General features: G+C 71.0%; 21 protein-coding genes. 12 read left to right on the forward strand and 9 right to left on the reverse strand.

Going from position 1 to position 25,205, the window contains the following annotated elements; genetic code table 11:
* The first annotated feature begins 213 nt into the window (after positions 1–213).
* The 5 genes from ACFXPL_RS07615 (at position 214) to fdhD (ending at position 6,969) form a co-directional block, all read left to right on the forward strand.
* A complete protein-coding gene (locus ACFXPL_RS07615; RefSeq protein ID WP_384914048.1) occupies positions 214–1,197 on the forward strand; it encodes a 2-dehydropantoate 2-reductase in 984 nt (327 codons plus the stop codon).
* A gap of 121 nt (positions 1,198–1,318) precedes the next feature.
* Positions 1,319–3,241 (forward strand): molybdopterin oxidoreductase family protein, encoded by a 1,923-nt coding sequence (locus tag ACFXPL_RS07620; RefSeq protein ID WP_384914051.1) that lies wholly within the window; start codon positions 1,319–1,321, stop codon positions 3,239–3,241.
* A 6-nt stretch (positions 3,242–3,247) separates the two neighbouring features.
* Positions 3,248–5,233: an NADH-ubiquinone oxidoreductase-F iron-sulfur binding region domain-containing protein gene (locus ACFXPL_RS07625; protein ID WP_384914054.1), complete on the forward strand. Its 1,986-nt coding sequence runs from the start codon at positions 3,248–3,250 to the stop codon at positions 5,231–5,233.
* On the forward strand, positions 5,230–6,087 hold the full coding sequence (locus ACFXPL_RS07630; RefSeq protein WP_384914057.1) for a 2Fe-2S iron-sulfur cluster-binding protein: 858 nt from the start codon (positions 5,230–5,232) through the stop codon (positions 6,085–6,087). The genes ACFXPL_RS07625 and ACFXPL_RS07630 overlap by 4 nt, the downstream gene beginning before the upstream one ends.
* A 42-nt stretch (positions 6,088–6,129) precedes the next feature.
* Positions 6,130–6,969: a formate dehydrogenase accessory sulfurtransferase FdhD gene (gene fdhD, locus ACFXPL_RS07635; RefSeq protein WP_384914060.1), complete on the forward strand. Its 840-nt coding sequence runs from the start codon at positions 6,130–6,132 to the stop codon at positions 6,967–6,969.
* A 280-nt stretch (positions 6,970–7,249) separates the two neighbouring features.
* Here fdhD and ACFXPL_RS07640 read toward each other — a convergent pair whose 3' ends face one another.
* Complete coding sequence (locus tag ACFXPL_RS07640; protein WP_384914063.1) at positions 7,250–8,296, reverse strand: bile acid:sodium symporter family protein; 1,047 nt, start codon at positions 8,294–8,296, stop codon at positions 7,250–7,252.
* Positions 8,297–8,431: 135 nt separating this feature from the next.
* On the opposite strand from ACFXPL_RS07640, the gene ACFXPL_RS07645 reads away from it, so the two are divergent.
* From ACFXPL_RS07645 to ACFXPL_RS07655, 3 genes are all read left to right on the forward strand, one after another.
* Entirely contained in the window at positions 8,432–9,328 is an 897-nt protein-coding gene (locus tag ACFXPL_RS07645) for a LysR substrate-binding domain-containing protein (RefSeq protein WP_384914066.1), read from the forward strand.
* A 261-nt stretch (positions 9,329–9,589) separates the two neighbouring features.
* Complete coding sequence (locus ACFXPL_RS07650) at positions 9,590–11,413, forward strand: AMP-dependent synthetase/ligase (RefSeq protein WP_384914069.1); 1,824 nt, start codon at positions 9,590–9,592, stop codon at positions 11,411–11,413.
* 106 nt (positions 11,414–11,519) lie between these two features.
* A complete protein-coding gene (locus ACFXPL_RS07655) occupies positions 11,520–12,347 on the forward strand; it encodes an aldo/keto reductase (RefSeq protein WP_384914072.1) in 828 nt (275 codons plus the stop codon).
* Positions 12,348–12,428: 81 nt separating this feature from the next.
* On the opposite strand, the gene ACFXPL_RS07660 is transcribed toward ACFXPL_RS07655, so the two are convergent.
* Entirely contained in the window at positions 12,429–12,734 is a 306-nt protein-coding gene (locus ACFXPL_RS07660; RefSeq protein WP_384914075.1) for a 4a-hydroxytetrahydrobiopterin dehydratase, read from the reverse strand.
* Positions 12,735–12,875: 141 nt separating this feature from the next.
* Here ACFXPL_RS07660 and ACFXPL_RS07665 point away from each other — a divergent pair, with 141 nt between their 5' ends.
* The 3 genes from ACFXPL_RS07665 (at position 12,876) to ACFXPL_RS07675 (ending at position 15,208) form a co-directional block, all read left to right on the forward strand.
* The gene (locus ACFXPL_RS07665; protein WP_384914078.1) at positions 12,876–13,769 is read left to right on the forward strand and encodes a helix-turn-helix domain-containing protein; all 894 of its coding nucleotides are present in this window, start codon (positions 12,876–12,878) and stop codon (positions 13,767–13,769) included.
* Between the two features lie 160 nt (positions 13,770–13,929).
* Positions 13,930–14,796 (forward strand): RNA polymerase sigma factor SigF, encoded by an 867-nt coding sequence (locus ACFXPL_RS07670; protein ID WP_384914190.1) that lies wholly within the window; start codon positions 13,930–13,932, stop codon positions 14,794–14,796.
* 151 nt (positions 14,797–14,947) lie between these two features.
* Positions 14,948–15,208 carry a hypothetical protein gene (locus ACFXPL_RS07675; protein ID WP_384914080.1) on the forward strand — a complete coding sequence of 87 codons (261 nt, stop codon included), beginning with the start codon at positions 14,948–14,950 and terminating at the stop codon, positions 15,206–15,208.
* Positions 15,209–15,277: 69 nt separating this feature from the next.
* On the opposite strand, the gene ACFXPL_RS07680 is transcribed toward ACFXPL_RS07675, so the two are convergent.
* The 5 genes from ACFXPL_RS07680 to ACFXPL_RS07700 all read right to left on the reverse strand — a co-directional run bounded on the left by ACFXPL_RS07680 (position 15,278) and on the right by ACFXPL_RS07700 (position 22,949).
* Entirely contained in the window at positions 15,278–18,364 is a 3,087-nt protein-coding gene (locus ACFXPL_RS07680) for an alpha-mannosidase (RefSeq protein WP_384914083.1), read from the reverse strand.
* Between the two features lie 103 nt (positions 18,365–18,467).
* Positions 18,468–19,739 (reverse strand): glycosyl hydrolase, encoded by a 1,272-nt coding sequence (locus tag ACFXPL_RS07685; protein ID WP_384914086.1) that lies wholly within the window; start codon positions 19,737–19,739, stop codon positions 18,468–18,470.
* Between the two features lie 59 nt (positions 19,740–19,798).
* Positions 19,799–20,659, reverse strand: a complete 861-nt coding sequence (locus tag ACFXPL_RS07690; RefSeq protein ID WP_384914089.1) for a carbohydrate ABC transporter permease — start codon at positions 20,657–20,659, stop codon at positions 19,799–19,801.
* Positions 20,656–21,639 (reverse strand): carbohydrate ABC transporter permease, encoded by a 984-nt coding sequence (locus tag ACFXPL_RS07695; protein ID WP_384914092.1) that lies wholly within the window; start codon positions 21,637–21,639, stop codon positions 20,656–20,658. Before ACFXPL_RS07695 ends, ACFXPL_RS07690 begins: the two co-directional genes overlap by 4 nt.
* 17 nt (positions 21,640–21,656) lie before the next feature.
* Positions 21,657–22,949, reverse strand: a complete 1,293-nt coding sequence (locus ACFXPL_RS07700) for an ABC transporter substrate-binding protein (RefSeq protein ID WP_384914095.1) — start codon at positions 22,947–22,949, stop codon at positions 21,657–21,659.
* Positions 22,950–23,406: 457 nt separating this feature from the next.
* On the opposite strand from ACFXPL_RS07700, the gene ACFXPL_RS07705 reads away from it, so the two are divergent.
* Complete coding sequence (locus ACFXPL_RS07705) at positions 23,407–24,423, forward strand: LacI family DNA-binding transcriptional regulator (RefSeq protein ID WP_384914193.1); 1,017 nt, start codon at positions 23,407–23,409, stop codon at positions 24,421–24,423.
* A gap of 59 nt (positions 24,424–24,482) precedes the next feature.
* Here the strand turns inward: ACFXPL_RS07705 and ACFXPL_RS07710 are convergent, their stop codons facing one another.
* Together ACFXPL_RS07710 and ACFXPL_RS07715 are read right to left on the reverse strand one after the other, a co-directional pair.
* The gene (locus ACFXPL_RS07710) at positions 24,483–24,674 is read right to left on the reverse strand and encodes a hypothetical protein (RefSeq protein WP_384914098.1); all 192 of its coding nucleotides are present in this window, start codon (positions 24,672–24,674) and stop codon (positions 24,483–24,485) included.
* 83 nt (positions 24,675–24,757) lie between these two features.
* Positions 24,758–25,153 (reverse strand): hypothetical protein, encoded by a 396-nt coding sequence (locus tag ACFXPL_RS07715; RefSeq protein WP_384914101.1) that lies wholly within the window; start codon positions 25,151–25,153, stop codon positions 24,758–24,760.
* Between the last annotated feature and the right edge of the window lie 52 nt (positions 25,154–25,205).

Consider the following 25,205-nt stretch of genomic DNA (forward strand, 5'->3'; position numbering starts at 1 on the left):
CCTGTTGGGAAGATCTTGAACTGTCCACTTGGAAAGATCTTCTGCCCGGTCGGGGAGATCTTCCACGGTACGCGCCGCCGCATACCCGGCAGAAGCCTGGTCGCCGGGAGCCTTGTCGGCCAGAACTCCATACTGTAGACAATATTTTGTCGACAGAGAAGTCGGCGGGCACAGCCTTCCCTCGGTCCCCTCAACCGAACGGAGAGCGTCACCATGAAAGTCGCAGTCGTCGGCGCCGGAGCCATCGGCGCCTACGTCGGAGCCGCCCTGCACCGGGCCGGCGCCGATGTCCATCTCATCGCCCGTGGGCCACACCTGGCGGCCATGAGGCAGTACGGAGTCCGGGTGCGCAGCCCGCGCGGCGATTTCACCGCGCGGGTGCACGCCACCGACCGGCCGGACGCGATAGGCCCGGTCGACTACGTGTTCCTGGGTCTCAAGGCGAACTCCTACGCGGCGTGCGGGCCGCTGGTGACGCCACTGCTCCAGGAGCGCACGGCGGTCGTCGCCGCCCAGAACGGCATCCCCTGGTGGTACTTCCACGGCCACGGGGGCCCGTACGACGGCCGGCGGGTCGAGAGCGTCGACGCCGACGGCTCCGTCAGCGCCGTCCTGCCGCCCGAGCGTGCGATCGGGTGTGTGGTGTACGCGGCGACGGAGCTGGCGGAGCCCGGCGTGGTCCGGCATCTCGAAGGGACCAGGTTCTCCGTCGGGGAGCCGGACCGCTCGGTCTCCGCGCGCTGCTTGGAGTTCAGCGACGCCATGCGGACGGGCGGTCTCAAGTGCCCGGTCGAACCGGAGCTACGCGAGGACATCTGGATCAAGCTGCTCGGCAACATCTCCTTCAACCCGATCAGCGCGCTGACCCGCGCCACCATGCGGGAGATGTGTCTGCACCGCTCCACCCGCGAGGTCATCGAGCTGATGATGGCGGAGTCGCTGCGGGTCGCGGCGGCGCTGGGCTGCCGCCCTGACATCTCCGTCGAACGGCGGCTCGCGGGCGCCGAGCGGGTCGGTGACCACCGGACGTCCACACTCCAGGACCTGGAGAAGGGCAAACCACTGGAGCTGGACGTCCTGCTCGCCGCCGTCGTGGAGCTGGCGGAGATCACCGGGGTGGACGTGCCGACGCTCCGCACGGTGGGCGCGATCTCCGATCTGCTGGACGAGTCCTTCCGACGCGGCGCCGCCGCCTGATCCGGCGGGTGCGTGGCCGAATCCCGGTCCATGGGGCTTCCGTTGCGCACCCGCCTACAGAATACTGTATGCAAATACCGCTGGGTACGGCCGCCGGCCCTCACGCCGAGGAGAGCGCACCGTGAAGAAGCGAGACCGCACGCCGAAGACCTACGCCCGTATCACGCACCCGATGGTGCGGGACACCAAGGACGGCCCCCTGCGCCGGGCGACCTGGGACGAGGCACTGGACCGGGCGGCCGAGGGACTGGGCGCGGCGCGCGGCGCGTTCGGGATGTTCTCCTGCGCCCGCGCCACCAACGAGATGAACTACGTGGCGCAGAAGTTCGCGCGGGTGGTCATGGGCACCAACAACGTGGACTCCTGCAACCGGACCTGCCACGCGCCGAGCGTCGCCGGGCTCTCCGCCGTCTTCGGGTCCGGCGGCGGCACCTCCTCGTACGGGGAGGTCGACCACACGGACCTGATCGTGATGTGGGGCTCCAACGCCCGCTTCGCGCACCCGATCTTCTTCCAGCACGTCCTGCGCGGCATCAGGAACGGCGCGCGGATGTACGCCGTCGACCCGCGCCGCACCTCCACCGCCGAGTGGGCCGAGAGCTGGCTCGGGCTGAACGTCGGCACGGACATCCCGATGGCCCACGCCGTCGGCCGCGAGATCATCCACGCGGGGCTGCACAACACGTCGTTCATCGCACGCGCCACCTCCGGCTTCGAGGCGTACGCGGCCGAGGTCGAGCCCTGGACGCTCACGGCGGCCGAGCAGGTGACCGGGGTGCCCGCCGAGGCGATCAGGGGCCTCGCCCACGCCTACGCCCGCGCCGAACGCGCCCAGCTCTGCTGGACGCTGGGCATCACCGAGCACCACAACGGCACCGACAACGTGCGCGCCCTGATCAACCTCGCGCTGCTCACCGGACACGTCGGACGGTACGGCTCCGGCGTGCAGCCGCTGCGCGGCCAGAACAACGTGCAGGGCGGCGGCGACATGGGCGCCATCCCGAACCGGCTGCCCGGCTTCCAGGACATCCTGGAGCCGGACATACGGCGGAAGTTCGAGACCGCCTGGGACACCGTCATCCAGCCCCGCTACGGGCTCAACCTGACCGAGATGTTCGAGGCGATGGAGAGCGGCGGGCTCCGGGCCGTCTACTGCATCGGCGAGAACCCGGCCCAGTCGGAGGCCGACAGCGAGCAGGCCGTGGAACGGATGCGACGGCTCGACTGCCTCGTGGTGCAGGACATCTTCCTCACCAGGACCGCCGAACTCGCCGACGTGGTACTGCCCGCCACCGCCGCCTGGGCCGAGACCGACGGCACCACCACCAACAGCGAACGCCGTGTGCAGCGCGTCCGCAAGGCCGTCGAACCGCCCGGCGAGGCCCGCGAGGACATCGACATCATCTGCGACCTCGCGGGCCGCCTCGGCCACGCCTGGAAGTACGCGGACGCCGAGTCGGTCTGGAACGAACTGCGTTCGGTCTCCCCCGACCACTACGGCATGACCTACGAGCGGCTGGCCGAGCACCAGGGCATCCAGTGGCCGTGCCCCGCCACCGACCGGCTCGAACCGACCTTCCTGCACGGCCGGTTGTGGGAACAGGACCAGGAACGACTGGGCAGGCGCGCCCCCTTCGGCCTCGTACGGCACGACCCGCCCGTCGACCTCACCGACGAGCGGTACCCGGTCAGGCTCACCACGGGACGCCGCCTCGACTCGTACAACACCGGCGTCCAGAGCGGGAGTTTCGCGTCCCCGCTGCGCCGCGGCGAGTACGTCGAGCTGAGCCCGGAGGACGCCCAGCGGTACGGGGTGTCCACCGGTGAGGAGGTACGGGTCAGCTCCCGGCGCGGCGCCGTACAGGCACCGGTCTGGATCGACCCGGGACTGCGCCCGGGACTGGCCTTCATGTCGATGCACTTCCCGGACGAGGTGGACACCAACCAGCTCACCATCGAGGCCAACTGCCCGATCGCGGGCACCGCCGAGTTCAAGGCGTCCGCGATCAGGATCGAGAAGCTTCCCCAACCGACCGGGAGTTGACGTCAGGTGGATCTGCGCTTCGGTGACAGCAAACCGACCGACGAGGAACGCGCGGCGGTCGACGCCCTGCTCGGCCCGCCCGACTCCGCCTGGCAGGGCGCGGACGACCGTACGGACACGGACCTGCGCTGGGCGCGCGGCGGCCGGGAGGCGCGCGAGCGGCGCGATCTGCTGCTGCCCGGACTGCACGCGGTCAACGACCGGGTCGGCTGGATCAGCGAGGGCGCCCTGGACTACCTCTGCCGGCGGCTGACCGTGCCCCCGGCCGAGGCGTACGGCGTGGCCACGTTCTACGCGATGCTCTCCGTCACACCACGTCCCGCGAAGGTGCTGCACGTCTGCACCGACCTGGCCTGCGCGAGCCGCGGCGCCACCGGGCTCCGCGCCGCACTGGAGCGGAGCCTCGGCCCCGCCGGCACCCCGACGGGCGCTCCGGCAGGTGCTCCGACGGACACCGCGACGGACGCTCCTGCGGGCGCTCCGGCCGGCAGTGGTACGGCCGGGGGGCTCGTGTGGCAGCCCAGCCCCTGCCTCGGCCTGTGCGAACGCGCCCCCGCGGCGCTGCTCGTCCAGGCGGGCGCCCCGGCCGGGCCCGCCGCCGGGCAGGGCCCCGAGGAACGCCCGTACGCCACCGCCGTCGTCGCGCCCGCCACCGCCGACGCCCTGGTACACGCCGCGGCCGAGCCCGTCACGGCCCCCGCCGAACCCGGCGCCGGGAGCGCAGTACCGCAGGCGGGAGCGGCCGGGCTGACCCTGCTGCGCCGCGTCGGCGTCGTCGACCCGTACAGCCTCGACGACTACCGCGCGCACGGCGGCTACGCGGCGCTGCGCCGGGCCTTCGACCTCGGGCCCGCCGGGGTCATCCGCGAGGTGACCGACTCCGGTCTGGTCGGCCGGGGCGGCGCCGCGTTCCCCACCGGGCGCAAGTGGCAGGCCACCGCCGCCCAGCCCGCCCACCCGCACTACCTGGTCTGCAACGCCGACGAGTCGGAGCCGGGCACCTTCAAGGACCGGGTGATCATGGAGGGCGACCCGTACTCCCTGATCGAGGCGATGACCATCGCCGGGTACGCGGTCGGCGCGCACCGCGGCTTCCTCTACCTGCGCGGCGAATACCCGCGCGCCCTGCGCCTGCTCCAGCACGCCATCGCCCAGGCACGCACCCGCGGGCTGCTCGGCGACGACATCCTCGGCCAGGGATACACGTTCGACATCGAGATCAGGCGCGGCGCCGGGGCGTACATCTGCGGCGAGGAGACCGCCCTGTTCAACTCCATCGAGGGCTACCGCGGCGAACCCCGCTCCAAACCGCCCTTCCCCGTGGAACAGGGCCTCTTCGGCAAACCGACCGCCGAGAACAACGTCGAGACGCTGATCAACGTGCTCCCCGTCCTGACCGGCGGCGCCCCCGCGTACGCGGCGACCGGCACCGCCGGGTCCACCGGCCCGAAGCTCTTCTGCGTCTCCGGGAACGTCGGCCGCCCCGGCGTCTACGAACTCCCCTTCGGAGTCACCCTCGGCGAACTCCTCGACCTCGCCGAGGCGCCCGACACCGTACGCGCCGTCCTGCTCGGTGGCGCGGCGGGCGGCTTCGTACGCCCCGACGAACGCGACATCCCCCTCACCTTCGAAGGCACCCGCGCGGCCGGCACCACACTCGGCTCCGGGGTCGTCCTCGTCCTGGACGACACCGTCGAACTGCCGCGCATGCTGCTGCGCATCGCCGAATTCTTCCGCGACGAGTCCTGCGGCCAGTGCGTACCCTGCCGGGTCGGCACGGTCCGCCAGGAGGAGGCACTGCACCGGATCGCCGACCGTACGGGCGCCGCGGCGGCCGGGGACATCGCACTGCTGCGCGAGGTCGGACGGGCCATGAAGGACGCCTCCATCTGCGGACTCGGCCAGAGCGCCTGGAACGCCGTCGAATCCGCCATCGACCGGCTCGGCGTCTACGACACCGCCCACGAGACCGAGGCCGAGGGGGCCCTGTGACCGCGATACCGCTCCAGCCGCCGCGCCGACTGGTCGAGTTCACCCTCGACGGGCAGGAGACCCGGGTGCCCGAGGGCGCCACGATCCTCGACGCCTGCCGCGCCGCGGGCAAGGACATCCCCACCCTCTGCGAAGGCGACACACTCACCCCCAAGAACGCGTGCCGCCTCTGCGTGGTCGAGGTCGAAGGCGCCCGTACACTCGCCCCCGCCTGCTCACGCCGCGCCGAACCCGGCATGACCGTCGTCACGGACAGCGAGCGCGCCCGGCACAGCAGAAAGATCGTCCTCGAACTCCTCGCCTCGTCGACAGACCTCTCGACCACCCCCGGAGCCACCGAATGGATCAAGGAGTACGGTGCCGACCCGGCGCGCTTCGGCCCGGACGCGGCCCGGCTCGGTGAAGAACCCAGGATCGACAACGATCTCTACGTCCGCGACTACGACAAGTGCGTCCAGTGCTACAAGTGCGTCGACGCGTGCGGCGAACAATGGCAGAACACCTTCGCGATCTCCGTCGCCGGCCGCGGCTTCGACGCCCGTATCTCCACCGAACACGGCGCACCACTCACCGACTCCGCCTGCGTCTACTGCGGCAACTGCATCGAGGTCTGCCCCACCGGAGCCCTCAGCTTCAAATCCGAGTTCGACATGCGCGCCGCGGGTACCTGGAACGAGACAGCACAGACCGAGACCACCACGATCTGCGCCTACTGCGGCGTCGGCTGCAACCTCACGCTCCACGTACAGGACAATGAGATCGTGAAAGTCACATCACCCCACGACAACCCCGTGACACACGGCAACCTCTGCATCAAGGGCCGCTTCGGCTTCCAGCACGTACAGCAGCGCTGAACGGGCCGGCATCCCGACGAGTAACGAGTAGGACTGATCACCATGGGACGGGTCACCGAGCGCCGCCGCACCATCCGGATCCGGGACGGGGTCGTCACCACCCGCCCCGACACCCTGGTCGCCGAGGAACCCCTGGAGATCCGCCTCAACGGCAAACCCCTCGCCATCACCATGCGCACCCCCGGCGACGACTTCGCACTCGCCGCCGGCTTCCTCGTCAGCGAAGGCGTACTCGCCGCGGCCACCGACGTCCGGTCCATCGTCTACTGCGCCGGGGCCAAGGACGACGGCACCAACACCTACAACGTCGTCGACGTACAGCTCGCCCCCGACGTCCCGATGCCCGACATCACCCTGGAACGCAACGTCTACACCACGTCGTCCTGCGGACTCTGCGGCAAAGCCAGCCTCGACGCCGTACGGACCACAGCCCGCTTCCCGATCTCCGACATCCCCCCGGTCCGGGTCGAACCCGCCCTGCTCGCCGGCCTCCCCGACCGGCTGCGGGCCGCACAAGCGGTCTTCGACCGGACCGGAGGACTCCACGCGGCGGCCCTCTTCTCCGAGGACGGCGAACTGCTCGACATACGCGAGGACGTCGGCCGCCACAACGCCGTCGACAAACTCGTCGGCCGCGCCCTGCGCCAGGACCTCCTGCCGCTCTCCCGGGCCATCCTCCTGGTCTCCGGACGCGCCTCCTTCGAACTGGCGCAGAAAGCCGTGATGGCGGGCATCCCCGTACTGGCGGCGGTCTCCGCACCGTCGTCGCTCGCCGTCGACCTGGCCGCCGAGACAGGGCTGACACTCGTCGGCTTCCTCCGCGGCCCCTCCATGAACGTGTACGCGGGAGACGAACGGATCGCACTGCACACCGGCGTATGAACCCACCGGGGTGCGACCCTCCCCCGCGGCACGGGAAGGGACCCGGCCGGCGGGGAGCGCCCCCTGCGTCGGCCGGGTCTCCCTCTTTTTTGAAGGCTCGGTTCGCCTCCGGGGCGCTTCATGCCACTGTCGACGGTCGACGGTGCTCGGTTCGTTCGTTCCTCACGAACCTGCGCGCGCTCTCCCCTTCGACAGCGGCGCGCCCCTTCGGCTCACTCGCCGGCCTCGTGGGGAGGCGGGCCGATGGCTCCGGCAGCGCTGTACGGCGAGTCCGGGGGTGTCAGCGTGTTGCCGCCGCTACGGCCTCTTCCGGGGCCGGAGTCAGGGGGGCCGGCTCGTCGGACGGTGGCTCGGGATCGTTGGCGCGGCGCTTCGCGAGGACCGCGCAGACCATGAGCTGCATCTGGTGGAAGAGCATCAGCGGCAGCACCGCCAGGCTCGCGTGTGCCCCGAAGAGAACGCTCGCCATCGGCAGGCCCGCCGCGAGGCTCTTCTTCGAGCCGGCGAACTGGATGGCGACGCGGTCCTCCCGGCCGAAGCCGAGCCGCTTCGGCCCGTACCAGCTCGCCGCCAGCATCACCGCGAGCAGCACCGCCTCCACGGCCAGCAGCGCCCCGAGCCGGCCCGGTGTCACCTGGTGCCAGATGCCCGTCACCATGCCCTCGCTGAAAGCGGTGTAGACGACCAGCAGCACCGAACCCCGGTCGACCAGGCCCAGCGGCTTCTTGTGGCGGGTGAGGAAGCCGGCCACCCAGCGGCGCAGGAGCTGGCCGGCGAGGAACGGCAGCAGGAGCTGGGCGACGATCTTGAAGAGGGAGTCCGCGGAGAAGCCGGTCGTACCGCCGCCGATCAGGAGCGCCGCCAGCAGCGGGGTGACCACGATGCCGACGAGGCTGGAGAAGGAGCCCGCGCAGATCGCCGCGGGGACGTTGCCGCGGGCGATGGAGGTGAAGGCGATGGACGACTGGACCGTCGACGGCACCAGGCAGAGGAAGAGCAGCCCGCTGTAGAGCTGCGGGGTGAGGACGAACGGCACCAGACCGCGCGCCGCCAGGCCCAGCAGCGGGAAGAGGACGAACGTACAGGCGAGGACGGTCACATGGAGCCGCCAGTGCCGTAGTCCCTCGACCACCTCGCGGGTGGAGAGCCGCGCTCCGTAGAGGAAGAACAGCAGCCCCACCGCGCCGGTCGAGGCGCCGCCCGCGAACCGCGCGGCGGTGCCGGAGACCGGGAGGAGCGCGGCGAGGCCGACGGTCGCGAGAAGGGCCAGGACGTACGGGTCGACGGGCAGCCGGGACAACAGGCTCGGGGCGGTGCGGCGGTTCATGTGCTCCACTACTGGCGGTCTCGCGGGTCGGTACGGATCGTGCCTCCCCATCGTGCTCCCCATCACCCTGATCGGGAATCCCGCATGCCACTCTGACTGTCATCACGTTGCACGATGAGCCCGTACGGTGGAGGGATGTACGACCCCGGACAGCTCCGTACCTTCCTGGCCGTCGCGCAGACGCTCAGCTTCACCCAGGCCGCCCGGCGGCTGGGGGTGCGCCAGTCCACGGTGAGCCAGCACGTCCGGCGGCTGGAGGACGCCACGGGCCGGCCGCTGTTCACCCGGGACACCCACAGCGTGGAGCTGACCGAGGACGGTGAGGCCATGCTCGGCTTCGCCGGGACGATCCTCGCGGCGCACGAGCGGGCGGCGGCCTTCTTCACCGGGACCCGGCTGCGCGGGCGGCTGCGGTTCGGCGCGTCGGAGGACTTCGTACTGACCCGGCTGCCGGAGATCCTGGAGTCCTTCCGGCGCGACCATCCCGAGGTCGATCTGGAGCTGACGGTCGGGCTGTCGGGCACCCTGCACGAACAGCTCGCGGCCGGCGGGCTCGATCTGGTGCTGGCGAAGCGGCGTCCCGGCGACACCCACGGCCGGCCGGTCTGGCGGTCCACGCTGGTGTGGATCGGGGCGCCTCGGCTCCGCGTCGACCCCGACCGCCCGGTGCCGCTGATCGTCTTCCCGCCGCCCGGTATCACCCGTGCCCGGGCGCTGGAGGTGCTGGAGGCGCACGGCAGGCACTGGCGCGTCGCGTGTACGAGCGCCAGCCTGAGCGGGCTGATCGCGGCGGCCCGGGCGGGGCTCGGCGTGATGGCCCACACGCGCGGGCTGATCCCGCCGGGGCTGACGCGGGTCCCGGCCCGGGCGGGCCTGCCCGAGCTGGGCGGGGTGGAGTTCGTCCTCCTGGACGGTGGCCGGGGGCAGGGGCGAGGACGGGGGAACGCCGCGACGCGGGAGGCGGCCGACGCGCTGGCCGCGGCGATCCTGGCGAGCGGCGACCGGCTGCACCGGCCGCCCGCCGACGGCTGACACGCGGGTACGTACAGGTACGTACCAGGAATCGCGCTCCCGTAGAGCGCCGGTGCGCACGGCGTACGGATTCGGTGGAGATTCCCGCGTTGTCTGCTTACTCCGGGGTCAGAACATGACCACCCTTCGTCGTATCGTTCCTGCTTCACCGCTCTGACCTGCGGTGATACCGAGTGGCACCGGTTGCGCGGGGACTGCCCCCGGTTCCGGCCGTGGGGTACCGTCACCGCGCTGTGCGGAGCGCCACAAGGAGCCAGGTCATTGCGCGAGTTCACCGTCCCCCCTCTGACGGCCGCGCCCCACGTCGGTGGGCTCGCGGACGCCGTGTTCGACCATGCCCTGGACGACCCCGGCCGGGTCGCGCTCGGCCGCAAGGACGCGGAGGGCCGCTGGTACGACGTGACCTCGGCGGCCTTCCGTGACGAGGTGCTGGCACTGGCGAAGGGACTCCTGGCACAGGGGGTGCGGTTCGGGGACCGGGTCGCGATCATGTCCCGTACCCGCTACGAGTGGACGCTCTTCGACTTCGCGCTCTGGTCCGTCGGCGCCCAGCCCGTACCGGTGTATCCCACCTCCTCCGCCGAGCAGATCTACTGGATGCTGCACGACGCCGAGGTCTCGGCGTGCGTGGTCGAGGACGAGGACCACGCGATGACCGTCGGTTCGGTCATCGGCCGGCTGCCCCGGCTCGGACGGCTCTGGCAGCTCGACGCGGGCGCGGTGGAGGAGCTGTACGCGGCGGGCGCGACGATCGACGACGAGGTGGTGCACCGGCACCGTACGGCCGTCACCCCGGACTCCGTGGCCACGGTGATCTACACGTCGGGCACCACGGGACGCCCCAAGGGGTGCGTGATCACCCACGCCAACCTCATGTTCGAGGCGGACACCGTCCTGGCCCGCTGGGAGCCGGTCTTCCGCACCCGGTCGGACGCCGAGGCGTCGACGCTGCTCTTCCTGCCGCTCTCGCACGTCTTCGGCCGCATGATCGAGATCGCGGCGGTCCGCGGCCGGGTCAAGCTCGGCCACCAGCCGGTGCTCCAGGCGAGCGCCCTGCTGCCCGATCTGGTCGCGTTCCGGCCGACGTTCATCCTGGCCGTGCCGTACGTCTTCGAGAAGGTCTACAGCGCGGCGCGGCGCAAGGCCGAGACGGAGGACAGGACCGGCGCCTTCGACAAGGCCGTCGAGGTGGCGGTGCGGTACGCGGAGGCGGTGGAGCAGCGGGCCTTCGACGTCGGTCCCGGGCCCTCCGCGGGGCTGCGGATGCAGCACCAGTTCTTCGACCGGGCGGTGTACGGGCGGATACGCGAGGCGATGGGCGGGCGCGTCCGGCACGCCATGTCGGGCGGTTCCGCGATGGACCGGCGGCTCGGGCTGTTCTTCGCGGGCGCGGGCGTCCGTGTCTACGAGGGGTACGGGCTGACGGAGTCGTGCGCGGCGGCCACCGCCAATCCGCCCGAGCGCACCCGGTACGGGACGGTCGGGCAGCCGATCCCCGGCACCTCCGTCCACATCGCGGACGACGGTGAGGTCTGGCTGCGTGGCGGCCATGTCTTCGCGGGCTACCTCAACGACCCGGAGTCCACCGACGGCGTCCTCAACGAAGGCTGGCTGGCCACCGGGGACCTGGGGTCCCTGGACGAGGACGGCTATCTGACCATCACCGGAAGGAAGAAGGAGATCCTGGTCACCTCCGGCGGCAAGAGCGTCTCGCCGGTGGTGCTGGAGGAGCGGGTCCGGGAACATCCGCTGATCGCGCAGTGCATCGTGGTCGGCAACGACCGGCCGTACGTCGCCGCGCTGGTGACCGTGGACCAGGAGGCCGTCGACCACTGGCTCGCCATCCGGCGCAAGCCGCCGCTCAAGGCGGCCGAGTTGGTGCGCGACCCGGATCTGGAGTCGGAGATCCGGCGTGCGGTGGTGGCCGCGAACACGGCGGTCTCGCAGGCCGAGTCGATCCGGACCTTCCGGATCCTGGCGCACCCCTTCAGCGAGGCGCAGGGGCTGCTGACGCCCTCGCTGAAACTCAAGCGGAAGGCGATCGAGGCCGCCTACGCGGTGGAGGTCGCGGCCCTCTACCGTTGAAACCCTGTTCTCAGGAGACCGGTGTTCCCAGGAGACGGGAATCCGTCCGGCTCTGAGATCGTTGGAGAACCGAGTAGTGAATCGACGACGTTAGGATCGACCGCCCGTGAGCAAGGTCCCCACCCTCACTCTCAACAACGGCATCGAGATGCCCCAGCTCGGCTTCGGCGTCTGGCAGGTGCCGGACGACGAGGCGACGCAGGCCGTGACGACCGCTCTGGAGGCCGGTTACCGCAGCATCGACACCGCGGCCATCTACGGCAACGAGGAGGGCACGGGCAAGGCCCTCGCCGCCACGGGCATCGCCCGTGAGGAGCTCTTCGTCACCACGAAGCTGTGGAACGGCGAGCAGGGCTACGACACGACGCTGCGCGCGTTCGACGTGTCCCTCGGCAAGCTCGGCCTCGACTACGTAGACCTGTATCTGATCCACTGGCCGACCCCGGCCGTCGACAAGTACGTCGACACGTACAAGGCGTTCGAGAAGATCCTCGCCGACGGGCGCGCCCGGGCCATCGGCGTCTCGAACTTCCTTCCCGAGTACCTGGAGCGGCTGATCGGCGAGACCTCCGTGGTCCCCGCGGTCAACCAGATCGAGCTGCACCCGCAGCTCCAGCAGGCCGAGTCCCGCGCCTTCCACGCCGAGCGGTCCATCGCCACCGAGGCGTGGTCGCCGCTGGGCCAGGGCAAGGGGCTGCTGGACGTCCCGACGGTGGTGGCGATCGCGCGCAAGCACGAGCGGACCCCGGCACAGGTCGTGCTGCGCTGGCACCTCCAGCTCGGGAACGTGGTGATCCCCAAGTCCGTGACCCCGTCCCGGATCCAGGAGAACATCGACGTCTTCGGCTTCGAGCTGGACGCCGACGACCTGGCGGCGTTCTCGGCGCTGGACGAGGGCAAGCGCCTCGGCAGCCACCCGGCGGAGGTCAACTGACCCGCCCGGCAGTCCGTACGACCGTACGACCGGGCCGTGCGCGGTCCCACGGTCGTACGGACAGGCCAGGTGGGCGCTCCGTCAGCGGGCGCCGTGCGCCGGGGCCAGTTCCGCCACCCGGTGTGCCAGTTCGATGTCCTTGGCGGTGACGGCGCCGCCCGCGTCGTGCGTGTGCACGGCGAGGGCGACGGTCCGGTAGCCCAGGGTCAGGTCGGAGTGGTGGTTCAGCTCGTCCTGGACCGCCGCGACATGGACGACCAGCGCGGCGGCGGCGCGGTGCGAGGGGAGCAGGTACGTACGGGTGAGGCGCCCGTCCTCCAGGGCCCAGCCGGGCAGCTCCCGGAGCCGGTTCTCGGTCTCGTCCTGCGTCAGCGGTTCGGCGGCCATGGCCGGGGCTCCTCGGGGGAAGGGGAACGGTCGGGGCGACGCGGCCGACGATACGGTCTCCGCGCCGCGCCACCGGTGCGCCGTGCCGCGATCCCGCCCAGGGGGCGTACCCGCCGGTCTCGGCTGTACTACGGTCCTCGTATGGCGGCGCGCGCGATGACAGCGGACGGTACGACGGCTCCCTCCCCTCCTGATCCCGGAGTGGGCCCACTGCTGCGCGGCTGGCGTACCCGGCGGCGGCTCAGCCAGCTCGAACTGGCGCTGCGCGCCGACTCCTCCGCCCGCCACATCAGCTTCGTCGAGACGGGCCGGGCCCGCCCGAGCGAGGAGATGGTGCTGCGGCTCGCCGAACACCTCGACGTCCCGGTGCGGGAGCGCAACGCCCTGCTGCTGGCGGCGGGGTACGCGCCCCGCTTCACGCAGACGGCGCTGGACGACCCGGCCATGGACGCGCTGCGCGAGGGGCTGACGCGGCTGCTGCGCGGTTACGAGCCGTACCCGGCGCTCGTGGTGGACGGGGCGTACACGGTGGTGGCCGCGAACCGGGGTATCGCGATGCTGCTGGAGGCGGTGCCGGAGAAGCTGCTCACGCCGCCGCTGAACGCCATGCGGATCACCCTCCACCCGGAGGGGCTGGCCGCCCGGATCCGCAATCTGCCCGAGTGGCGCGGGCATCTCCTGGACCAGATGGGCCGTCAGCTCGCGCTGAACCGCTCCCCCGCGCTGCGGGAGCTGTACGAGGAGGTGGCCGCGTATCCGCCGCCGGAGCCGCGCGGGGAGGAGACGGCCGTGACGGCGGGGGCGGTACCGGCCGTACCGCTCTTCGCGCTGCCGATGCTGATCGAGCACGACGGGCGGACGCTGTCCTTCGTCTCGTCCATCTCCACGTTCAACACGCCGATGGACGTGACCGTCGCCGAGCTGGCCATCGAGACGTTCGTACCGGCGGACCCGGAGACGGTCGCGTACTTGGCGTCGCTCCCCGGGCAGGACGTGTCGCCGCTCCCCGGGCAGGACGCCGGCGGCGGGTCCTGACGACCGGTGCGAGGCCCGTTCCGAAGGGATTTCAAAGTCTCTTGACGGAAAGGGGCATGAGAATGAGAAGGCGGGGCACAAGCGGAACTTGTACGGTCCGTTGCGTTGGAGGGTGAGTGTCATGACGACCAGAACTGTGAATGCTGTCGAAGCGGAGCAGATGGCGGGCGTCCTGGCGGCCGGGACGGTGGCGTCCGGGGCACCCGCGGTGGCCGACGAGCTGCCGCGTATCGAGGACCCCGCCAAGATCGCCCCCCGGGACGCGCGAGCGCTGTCGAAGCTCTTCTTCGACCAGCTCCAGGTCCTGGAAGAGGGCACGGCCGAGTACCAGTACGCCCGCAATACGCTGATCGAGATGAACCAGTCGCTGGTGCGGTTCGCCGCGGGGCGCTTCCGTAACCGGGGCGCTGGCGACATGGAGGACATCCTCCAGGTCGGCACGATCGGTCTGATCAAGGCGATCGACCGGTTCGACCTCTCCCGCGAGGTCGAGTTCACCTCGTTCGCGGTGCCTTACATCGTCGGTGAGATCAAGCGTTTCTTCCGGGACACGAGCTGGGCCGTCCATGTTCCGCGCCGGCTCCAGGAGCTGCGTGTCGAGCTGGCCAAGGCCAAGGAGCACCTGGCGACGGTCCTGGACCGGGACCCGACCGTCAAGGAGCTCTCCGAACTGCTCGGCATCACGGAGGAAGAGGTCATCGAGGGCCTGGTCGCGACCAACGGCTACACGGCCGGTTCGCTGGACATGCCCACGAACGAGGAGGGCACGACCGGCGGCGGCCGGACCTTCGCCGATGTGCTGGGCGAGGCGGACCCGGCGATGGAGAAGGTCGAGAACCTGCACGCGCTGGCACCGCTGCTGGAACAGCTCGACGAGCGGGAACGCTCCATCGTGAAGATGCGGTTCGGCCAGGAGATGACGCAGTCGCAGATCGGCGCGGAGCTGGGCGTGTCACAGATGCATGTGTCCCGGCTGCTCAACCGGATCATCACGCGGCTGCGCACGGGCATGCTCGTGGAGCAGTAGGCACGGAGTAAGTAAGCGCCAAGTAGGCACGGGCGAGTCTCGGAGGCTGCGACACCCGGTTGTCAGACCCATGGATCAGACTTGAGGGTCCAGCGGATTCCCGGAGTTCCGGGGGTCCGCGGATCCACGGATTCATGGGGAGGAAGCCACGATGGCCACCATCACGTCCCGTACCCCCGGCGCCCCGGACGAGCGCTCCGCGGCCCGCGCCTATCTGCGGCTGCTGGCGGCGGTACGCGCGGTCCTGGACGACCCCGTACGGGCGCCCGGGGCCGCGCCGCTGCTCACGGCCCCGATGGCGGAGGCGGACGCGGCGCTCACGGCGGCGGGGCTGGCGGGCAACGAACGGAGCTTCCTCGACCTGGTGTCCGCCCAGGCGCTGGGCGGCGCGTGCCCGGAGCGCCACAGGTGAACGCCGAGCCGGTACGCGTGGGCGGCGGACCCCGGTCAGGGGTCCGCCGCCCACGCGTCGTCACACGGCTCAGCCGCGGGTCAGCCGCAGCGTGACCAGCTCGAACGGACGCAGCGACAGCAGGACCGCGCCGTCCGTCAGCTCCGGTCGGCCCGCACCGGCGGCCTCGTCGGACGCTTCGGCCCCGTCGGCCCCGTCGGTCAGCGGGCGCTCCAGCAGGTCGGTGACGGCGAGGCCGGTGGCCTCGAAGCCCAGGCCGACGCGGGCCTTGGCCCGGCCGCCGGTCGCCTCGTAGAGACGCACGACGAGGTCACCGCTCGCGTCGTCGGCCAGCTTGACCGCGCTGACCACGACCGCGTCGTTGTCGACGGTGACCAGCGGCGCGACCTCTCCCGATCCGGTGAGACGACGCTCGGGCAGGTTGACGCGGTAGCCCTCCCGTACGGCGTCACCGATCGTCGCCCCCGGGGCCAGCGCGTGCCGGAACCGGTGGACGCCCTGGTCGGTCTCGGGGTCGGGAAAGCGCGGCGCGCGCAGCAGGGAGACCCGGACGGTGGTGGTCGTACCGGCGTCGGACGTGCGGACCGTACGGGTCACGTCGTGTCCGTACGTCGAGTCGTTGACCAGCGCGACGCCCCAGCCCGGCTCGTCGAGGTGGACGAAGCGGTGGTTGCACGCCTCGAACTTGGCGGCCTCCCAGCTCGTGTTGGTGTGGGTGGCCCGGTACACATGGCCGAACTGGGTCTCCGAAGCGTACCGCTCCGCGTGGATGTCCAGCGGGAAGGCGGCCTTGAGGAACTTCTCCGTCTCGTGCCAGTCGACCTCGGTGTCGATGTCGAGCCGCTTGGTGCCCGGGGCGATGGTCAGGAGCTGGGTGACCTTCGACGCGCCGAAGGTACGCACGACGCGTACACCGACGGCGCCGTCGCCGCCCGCGGCTCCGTCGGCCTCGATCCCGGTGAGTTCGTCGACGTCCGTCAGATCGGTGACGGTGTTCCGGTAGAACTCGTCGACGTCCCACGCGTCCCACTGGTTGGGGAAGTCGGGGTGGATCTGGAGGAGGTTGGCGGCCTCGCCCGGGGCGATGGTCTCCCGCTCCGCGCTGATGTCGTACGCCGAGACGACCAGGCCGCGGCCGTCGATCTCGACCTCCAGCAGGCCGTTGCTGAGCACGAACCCGCCGTTCTCGCGCGCCGTGAGCTGTGCGCCCGCGACGGCGCCGGCCGCTCCCGCCCCGCCTGCCGCGACCCCGCCGCGCGCGTGCGGCGCCGCGTTGAAGACCAGGGGCGTCCCGCCGGCCGGGTCACCGGCGAGGGCGCGCTGCGCGGCGTCGACGACACCGGTCAGCTCGGCGGCGACCTTCGCGTAGGTCTTCTCCGCCTCGCGGTGCACCCAGGCGATGGACGAGCCGGGCAGGATGTCGTGGAACTGGTGGAGCAGCACCGTCTTCCAGACCCGGTCGAGCAGTTCGTACGGGTAGGCGGCGCCGGCCTTGACGGCGGCGGTGGCGGCCCACAGCTCGGCCTCCCGCAGCAGGTGCTCGCTGCGCCGGTTGCCCTGCTTGGTCTTGGCCTGGCTGGTGAGCGTGGCGCGGTGCAGCTCCAGGTACAGCTCGCCGACCCAGACGGGCGTGTTCGGGTACTCGGCCTCGGCCTTGGCGAAGAACGCGCCCGGGGTCTCCCACTCGACCGTCGCGGAGCCTTCGAGGCTGCGCAGCCTGGCCGCCTTGGCGATCATCTCGCGGGTGGTGCCACCGCCCCCGTCGCCCCAGCCGGTGGGCGCGAGCGAGTGGCGTGCGGCGCCCTTCTCCTTGAAGTTCTTCGCGGCGTGGGCGATCTGCTCGCCCGTCATGGAGCAGTTGTACGTGTCGACGGGCGGGAAGTGGGTGAAGATCCGGGTGCCGTCGATGCCCTCCCAGCGGAAGGTGTGGTGCGGGAACTTGTTGATCGTGGACCACGAGATCTTCTGGGTGAGCAGCCACTTGGACCCGGCGGCCTTGATGATCTGCGGCAGCCCGGCGGCGAAGCCGAAGGTGTCGGGCAGCCACGCCTCGTCGTTCTCGATGCCGAACTCGTCGAGGAAGAAGCGCTTGCCGTGCACGAACTGCCGGGCCATCGCCTCGGATCCGGGCATGTTGGTGTCGGACTCGACCCACATGCCGCCGGCCGGTACGAACCGGCCTTCCGCGACGGCCTTCTTGACCTTCGCGTAGACCTCGGGGCGGTGTTCCTTGATCCAGGCGAACTGCTGCGCCTGGGACATCGCGAAGATGAACTCGGGCTCGTCGTCCAGCAGCGCGGTCATGTTGGCCGTCGTACGGGCGACCTTGCGGACCGTCTCGCGCAGCGGCCACAGCCAGGCGGAGTCGATGTGGGCGTGGCCGATCGCGCTGATGCGGTGGGAGGTGGCCGGCGCGGGGGTGGCCAGCACGCCGGCGAGGAGTTCGCGGGCGGCGGCGGCCGTGCCGTTCACGTCCTGGAGGTCGATCACGTCGAGCGCGCGGCTGATGGCGCGCAGGATCTCCCAGCGGCGGGCGCCCTCCACGGGCAGCTCGGCCATCAGCTCGCCGAGCACCTCCAGGTCCTGGATGAGCTGCCAGACGGTCTCGTCGAAGACCGCGAGGTCCATCCGGGCGAGGGTGTACTGCGGCTCGCTGCCCGCGGTCTCCTTGTCACCGAGCTGCGTCGGCAGGAAGGGGTGGTAGTCGAGGATCACCGGGTTGGAGGCTGCCTCGACGTGCAGCAGCACCTCTTCGCCGCCGGCGACGGGCGCGCCGATCCGTACCCACTGGTTGCGCGGGTTGAGGCCCTTCACCGGGGTGCCGTCGGGGCGGTAGACCAGGCCCTCGCACTGGAATCCGGGCATGTTCTCGTCGAAGCCGAGGTCGAGGATCGCCTCGACGGTGCGGCCCGCCCACTTCTCGGGGACGGTCCCGGAGACCCGGAACCAGCTCGTGCCCCAGGGCGCGCCCCAGCGGTCGCCGGCCGCGACCGGCTCGACGGGCCCGGCGATGCCCTCCTCGACGGGCACGGGCTCGCCCGGCGCGTGCCAGACGGCGATGTCGAGCGGGATCGACTCGGGGTATACGGCGGGCCTGATGCGTTCGTCGAGGACGCGCTTGAGACGGCCTTCTACGAGGGTGCGGTCGTCGTGCATGAGGGGTACTCCTGAGGTGCGTGGGTGCGTGGGGTGCCGTGCGTGCCGCGCGTGCGGATGTCCAGTGTGGCCGCGTCGCCGGGACCGGTCCGGCGTGGGCCGGTCAGGGGACGTCTTCGGGGTGGACGACCTCGGTGATGGAGCGTGCCGCGAGGTGCGCGCCGTCCTCGGCCCGGCTCGCGAGGACGGCGGTGGGCCGGGCGCCCGCCTCGGTCAGCCGGGCGAACGCCTCGAAGAACGCGCCGCCGGGGGCGCAGGTGGCGCGGTCGGGCGCGGTCGCGGTGGTGTCGGTGTCCCCGACGTCGACGGCGAGCGCGAGGGTGCGGGGCGCGGGCGCGTACGCGCGCTCCCGCCACGCGGCGACGGTACGGGCGAGGGCTTCCCCGGCCGGTTTGACCTTCCGGTCGTTGGTCAGCAGGCCGAGGCCGTACTCCAGTTCGGGGAAGTCGGCCAGCGAGCGCGAGACGTCGTGCGAGCACCACCAGGTGACGCCCCAGACGTCCTCGCAGTCCAGCGCGTTCGCGACGGTGGCCTCGGTGAAGGCGGCGGCGTGCTCGGCGGGGATGAGCGGCGCGGGGGCGCCGACCTCCTGGAGCCAGACCGGCCGGTGCGGTTCCAGGGCCCAGGCCTTGGACAGCTCGATCATGTACGCGGCGTGGTGCTCGGTGGCGCTGCCGGTACGGCCGTGGCGCTGCGCGGTGCCGTTGAACACCCAGGAGTGGACGGCGGTGACGGCGCCGATCGTGGCCGCGTGCGCGGGGGTGAAGGCGTGTCCGTCCTGGTACCAGGCCGCGTCGTACTCGGCGTGCAGGTGGAGCTTGCCGGGCGCGCCCTCCTCGCACGCCGCGAGCAGCGTACGGAGCCAGCTTCCCGCCTGCTGCGGGGTGATGGGGTCCGGGTCGGGGTGCGGCGGCCCGGAGAACTGGTTGATCTCGTTGCCGATGGTCATGCCGATGAAGTTCGGCCGGTCCGCGAGGGCGGCGGCGAGCGTACGGAGGTACGCGGCCTGACCGGAGACGACATCGTTGTCAGTGAACAGGTTCCGCCGGTGCCAGGTCTGGGTCCACGCGGGCAGGAAGTCGAAGCTCGACAGATGGCCCTGGAGCCCGTCGACATTGACGTCCAGGCCGCGTTCGGCCGCGGCGTCGGCGAGCTGGACGAGCTGCTCGACGGCGCGGGGCCTGATCAGGGTGCGGTTGGGCTGGAAGAGCGGCCAGAGCGGGAAGACCCGGATGTGGTCGAGGCCGAGCCCCGCGATCGAGTCCAGGTCGGCGCGTACGTCGTCCAGGTCGAAGTCCAGCCAGTGGTGGAACCAGCCCTGACTGGGCGTGTAGTTGACGCCGAAGCGTGGCGCGGGAGTGCTCTTGGGTGGCAACGTTGTCCTGCTTCCCTGCGGTGCGTGCGGTGGTGCGGGCGGTGCGTGCGGCACCGGTGTCAGCCCTTGACGGCGCCTTCGCCGACGCCCCGGAAGAAGTAACGCTGGAGGCAGGCGAAGAGCACGATGAGCGGAGCCACGGCGATGATCGTCCCCGCGGCGACCAGCCGGGGGTCCTGGGCGAAGGTGCCGTGGAGGTAGTTGAGTCCGATGGTCAGGGTGAAGTTCTCCGGATCGCTGAGAACGATCAGCGGCCAGAGGAAGTCGTCCCAGGCGCCCATGAAGGCGAAGATCGCGACGACCGCGAGGGTGCCCTTCACGGCGGGCAGCGATATGCGCAGGAAGCGCTGCCAGACGTTGGCGCCGTCGACGAAGGCCGCTTCCTCCACCTCCTGCGGCAGGTTGAGGAACGCGTTGCGCATCAGCAGCACGTTCATCGCGCCGATGGATCCCGGCAGCAGCACGCCGATGAGGGTGTTGTTCAGGCCGAGGTCCCGCATGGTGGTGAACTGGGCGATGATGATGCCCTCGACGGGGACGAGCATGGCGAGGATGAACGCCAGGGTCGCGGCCGTACGGCCCCGGTAACGCAGCCGCGCGAGCGCGTAGCCGGCCAGGGCGGCGCCGACGCAGTTGGTGACCACATTGGCGACGGCCACCTTGACCGAGTTGAACGCGTACTCCCACACCGGGATGACCTCGGCGACCCGCTGGTAGTTGTGCAGGGTCACGTCGTCCGGGAAGAAGGTCGGCGGATAGCTGTAGATGTCCTCCGTCGGGCCCTTGAGCGAGGTGGAGAGCTGCCAGAGGAACGGCCCGATCAGCACGGCGAGCATGACGAGCAGCAGGGTGTAGCGGAGCACGAGCTGCCAGGGCGCGATGCGCCGGCCGTCGGCGTCGGTGGTCTTCAGGATGCTCACGCGTCCTCCTTGCGGTCGGCGCGGAGCACCAGCAGCATCAGGGCGACGGTGACGACGAAGACGACCACGGAGATCGCGGAGGCGTAGCCGACCCGGCCGCTCAGTCCGGTGCCGACCCGCTGGACGAGCATGACGAGAGTGGTGTCCTCACCCGCCGGGCCGCCGTTGGGTCCCGCCATCAGATAGACCTCGGAGAAGACCTTGAAGGCGCTGACCGAGGAGAGCGCGGCGACGAGGGTCATCGTGGAGCGCACGGCGGGCACGGTGACGGTGACGAAGCGGCGTACGGCCCCGGCGCCGTCGACGGACGCGGCCTCGTGCAGCTCACGCGGCACGTTGGCCAGCGCGGCCAAGTAGATGATCATGTAGTAGCCGAGGCCCTTCCAGACCGTGACGGCCATCGCGCTGAACAGCAGCAGCCACTGGTCGCTGAGGAAGCCGACCCGGCCGACGCCCACGGCCTCCAGCACCGAGTTGACCAGTCCGCGGTCGTCGAGCAGCCAGACCCAGATGAGGCCGACCACCACGATCGAGGCGACGACCGGGGTGTAGAAGGCGGAGCGGAAGAAGGTGATGCCGGGGATCTGCCGCTGGACGAGCATCGCCAGCAGCAGGGGCAGCAGGACCAGGGCGGGGACGACGCAGATGACGTACAGCGTGCTGTTGCGCAGGCCGATCCAGAACATCTCGTCGTGGATCAGTTCCCGGAAGTTGTCCAGGCCCACGAAGCTGCCGGAGATGAGGGTCCGGCGGTCGGTGAAGGAGTTGATGAGGGTGCTGAGGAAGGGGTAGAGACTGAAGGCGCCGACGACCAGCAGTCCCGGGGCCGCGAACAGCCAGGGACTGAGGGAGAGCTGGCGCCGGATCCCGCGGACGGGCCCGCCGCGGGGCCCACGGCCTCCGGAGCCGGAGCTCCGGAGCGTGGGGCCCGCCGCGGCGGATTCCGGGGGAAGTGCCCGGGGTGCGGTGGAGCTTGTCATGGTGCGGGGCTCAGCTCTCAGCTCTGCTTGAGCAGACGGTCACAAGCCTCGACGGCCTGGTCGAGCGCTGCCTGAGGGCTCTGCTTGCCCTGGAGCGCCTTGGCGACCTGGTTGCGCAGCTCGGTCTTCATCTGCTCGCTGAACAGGACGGGCGTGTAGTTCTCGGCCTTCTTCAGGGACTTGGCGGCGGCGATCCGTACGCGGGTCTCGTCGGTGCCGTCCTCCTTGGTGAAGTACGGGTCGTCCAGGGAGCCCTTGGTGCTCGGGAAGATGGCGACCTGCTTGGCGAAGGACATCTGGCGGGTCGCGTCGGTCACGAAGTGCGCGAAGGCGACAGCGGCGGGCTTCTGCTTGGTCTTGGAGTTGACCATGACGCCCATGACGTACATGTTGACCTTGCCGGTGTTGCTGATCTGGTCCGTGATCCCGATGTTCTTGTAGAGCTTCGGCGCGTTCTTCTTGAAGTTGTCCAGGTCCAGCGCGCTGCCCGGGTTCATGGCCACGGACTCGGTGAGGAACTTGGTGCCGGAGGACTCGGGGGTCGCGGTCAGCGCCTGGGAGTCGAGCGCCTTGGCCTCGAAGAGCTTCTTGTACTCGGTGAGCAGTTCGACACCCTTGGCGTCGTTGAAGGAGAAGCCGGTGCCTTCCTTGTTCATGAGCTGGACGCCGTAGCGGCCGAAGTCCTCGATGGTGGGCACCTGGGCGAGCGTGGCGATCTTGCCGTTGCTCTGCTCGGCCAGCTTCAGCCCGTCCTTGAAGACCTGGTCGTAGGTGGTCGGGGGGTTCTCGGGGTCGAGCCCGGCCTCGCTGAACAGGCGCTTGTTGTAGAAGGTGGGGCCGGTGTTCAGGTACCAGGGGAAGCCGTACGTGCCCTCCAGGCCCGGTATCTGGTGGCTCTTCCAGGCGTCCGGCAGGTACTCCTTGCCGTACCCGGCGGCCGTCTTGTCCTTGTCGAGGTCAAGGGCGAGACCGGCCTTGGCGAGCGGGGTCACCAGGTCGGGGGAGATGTTGACGACGTCGGGGAGCGTGCCGCCCGCCGCGTCCGCGCTGAGCTTGTCGGCGTAGCCCTCGGCAGGCCGGTCGACCCACTTCACCTCCGTGCCGGGGTGCTCCTTCTCGAAGTCCTTGATGACTCCGTTGAAGTAGTCCTTGAAGTTGGCCTGAAGGTTCCAGGTCTGGAAGGTGATCTTGCCCTTGACGGCACCCGAGGCGTCGGAGGACTCGTCGTCGGATCCTCCACCACAGGCACTGAGGGGCAGGACAGTGGCGAGAACAGCGGCGAGGGCGACTGCTCTTCGGGAGATGCGCACGGTGAACGGCTCCTTCTGCTCGGACCAGACGTGCGGTCGGCGAGCCGGAGCTTCGGCGCCCCGACTCCTTATGCCCAGCAGACCTTGCAATGTGCGTGCGTGAAAGTCAACACATTCTCGTCACAAACACGACGCAGGTTGGTTTCGCCGCAGGTCAGAGCGGTTATTACGGCTTAGTTGCAGTGCATCACTAATGCGCTTTAGAATGCTGCGACTCAAGCGCATTAGTCCGGGGTCCAGATGGCTCGTCCGATACGGCAGGAAAAGGGGCACCGGGGTGACAGCGAAGCGACCGTCCACCGGGGACACCCGGGCCACCGCGGCCTCCGCGTCCGGACCGGCCACGGAGTCCCCGGCGGTCCCGGGCACCCCGGTCACGGAACCCCCGGCGGTCACGGGCCGCCCTGCCACGGGCCGCCCACCGGTGCGCCGTGCCACCGCGCGGCGCCGTCCGACGATGAAGGACATCGCCCAGCGCGCCGGGGTCTCGGAGAGCGCCGTTTCCTTCGCCCTCAACGACCGCCCCGGCGTCTCGGAGGTCACCCGCGCCCGGGTCCGACGGGTCGCGGAACAGCTCGGCTGGCGCCCCAGCACCGCCGCCCGCGCGCTCTCCGGCGAGGGCTCGGCCACCGTGGGCCTGGTGCTGGCCCGCCCGGCGGCGTCCCTCGGCGTGGACTCGTTCTTCCTGCAACTCATCTCCGGCATCCAGGAGATCCTGTCAGAACGCCAACTCGGCCTCCTCTTCCAGGTGGTGGAGGACGTGTCCGCCGAGTGCGCGGTCTACCGCCGCTGGTGGGCCGAGCACCGCGTGGACGGTGTCCTGGTCGTCGATCCGAGGACCGACGACCCCCGGCCCGGAGTCCTGGACGAACTGGGCCTGCCCGCCGTCGTCATCGGCGAACTGCCGGACGGCGACCCGCGGACGCACCCGGCGCTCTCCCGGGTGCGGGCGGACGACGCGGGCGCGATGGCCGCCATCGTGGGGCGGCTGCACGAGCTGGGGCACCGCAGGATCGTGCACATCGCCGGACTGCCCTCGCTCGCCCACACCGAGCGGCGGATCCGTTCGCTGCGCGCCGAGGCGGAGCGGTACGGCCTCTCCGAGGTGCGCTCGCTGACCACCGACTACTCCGACACGCAGGGCGCCGCGGTGACCCGCCGGGTGCTGGAGGAGGATTGCCCGCCGACGGCCCTGATCTACGACAACGACGTGATGGCGGCGGCCGGCACGGCGGTCACGGCCGGGCTCGGGCTCGCGGTGCCCGGCGACGTCTCGGTCATCTCCTGGGAGGACTCGGCGCTGTGCCGGCTGGTCCGGCCGTGGCTGACGGCGCTGTCCCGCGACTCGGTCGCGTTCGGCCGGATCGCGGCGCGCGAGCTGGCCGCGCTCCTCGACGGCGGCGCGGCCCGTGCCGTACAGGTCCCGCTCCCCCGGCTGATCGAGCGCGAAAGTCTCTCCCGGGGCCGCGCCTGAGCGGCGCGGTCCGGTCGTGCCCGCGTAGAGGACGGGCACGACCGGAGGTACGGCGGTGATCAGCTCGCCGCCGTACCGCTCTCGCCGGGTTCCCCGTCCGCGGACGGCCGTTCGGTGGCCGGGACGAGTTCGGAAGCGGCGGTGTCGGACGGGCTCGGGATCGGGGACCGGCGGCGCGGCTTCGGTGTCTCGGCGCGCGCGGCCTCCGCGCGGATCAGGGCGTTGAGGGCGGCGAAGGCGTCAATGGGCATGGCTGTGTCCTTAACGTGAAGGGGGTGAAGCTGCTGCTGATGGGGCGGGAGAGTTCCCTGGGGACGCGCGGAGGCCCGTCCTGTCAGCAGCGCAGCACCGCACAGCGCGTCGGGCCCGCCACGCGCGGAGGCCCCGCGGGGGCGCGGCGGACCGGATACGGGGACGGCCTCCTGGCGGCCGGCACCAGAAGGTCCGGCGGCTCCATCCGGGCCCTCGCCGGGCGCTCCGTCCTGGCGGGGTCGGTGTGCTGATCGGTCTCGGCGGTGTCCTGCTGCCCTTCGCCTTCCGCTCCGCCGCCCGGGTTCGGGATGCCGGAGGCGGGCGGCGGAGGGTCGGCGGCCCGTGCTGTCGCGGAGCAGGAGGCGAGCGAGATCCCGAGGAAGGCGATCAGTACCAGCAGCCCCACCACCACGGCCCGGCGCACGGCGGCGGCGTGCGCGGCCGCGGCGCGGGGGGCGAGAGGCGGGGCACAGCGCATGGGCATGACCTCCTGGGACATGCCACCCCTGCCCATGCGCGGCCCGGCCCGG

Origin of the sequence: Streptomyces sp. NPDC059092, assembly GCF_042756365.1 — a bacterium.
Lineage (GTDB): Bacteria > Actinomycetota > Actinomycetes > Streptomycetales > Streptomycetaceae > Streptomyces.

Excerpts from the sequence above, each read along its gene's own strand:
- ACFXPL_RS07615 (WP_384914048.1), top strand. The coding sequence starts at position 214 with ATGAAAGTCGCAGTCGTCGGCGCCGGAGCCATCGGCGCCTACGTCGGA.
- fdhD (WP_384914060.1), top strand. The coding sequence starts at position 6,130 with ATGGGACGGGTCACCGAGCGCCGCCGCACCATCCGGATCCGGGACGGG.
- ACFXPL_RS07640 (WP_384914063.1), bottom strand. The coding sequence starts at position 8,296 with ATGAACCGCCGCACCGCCCCGAGCCTGTTGTCCCGGCTGCCCGTCGAC.
- ACFXPL_RS07645 (WP_384914066.1), top strand. The coding sequence starts at position 8,432 with ATGTACGACCCCGGACAGCTCCGTACCTTCCTGGCCGTCGCGCAGACG.
- ACFXPL_RS07660 (WP_384914075.1), bottom strand. The coding sequence starts at position 12,734 with ATGGCCGCCGAACCGCTGACGCAGGACGAGACCGAGAACCGGCTCCGG.
- ACFXPL_RS07665 (WP_384914078.1), top strand. The coding sequence starts at position 12,876 with ATGGCGGCGCGCGCGATGACAGCGGACGGTACGACGGCTCCCTCCCCT.
- ACFXPL_RS07670 (WP_384914190.1), top strand. The coding sequence starts at position 13,930 with ATGGCGGGCGTCCTGGCGGCCGGGACGGTGGCGTCCGGGGCACCCGCG.
- ACFXPL_RS07675 (WP_384914080.1), top strand. The coding sequence starts at position 14,948 with ATGGCCACCATCACGTCCCGTACCCCCGGCGCCCCGGACGAGCGCTCC.
- ACFXPL_RS07680 (WP_384914083.1), bottom strand. The coding sequence starts at position 18,364 with ATGCACGACGACCGCACCCTCGTAGAAGGCCGTCTCAAGCGCGTCCTC.
- ACFXPL_RS07695 (WP_384914092.1), bottom strand. The coding sequence starts at position 21,639 with ATGACAAGCTCCACCGCACCCCGGGCACTTCCCCCGGAATCCGCCGCG.
- ACFXPL_RS07705 (WP_384914193.1), top strand. The coding sequence starts at position 23,407 with ATGAAGGACATCGCCCAGCGCGCCGGGGTCTCGGAGAGCGCCGTTTCC.
- ACFXPL_RS07710 (WP_384914098.1), bottom strand. The coding sequence starts at position 24,674 with ATGCCCATTGACGCCTTCGCCGCCCTCAACGCCCTGATCCGCGCGGAG.
- ACFXPL_RS07715 (WP_384914101.1), bottom strand. The coding sequence starts at position 25,153 with ATGCGCTGTGCCCCGCCTCTCGCCCCCCGCGCCGCGGCCGCGCACGCC.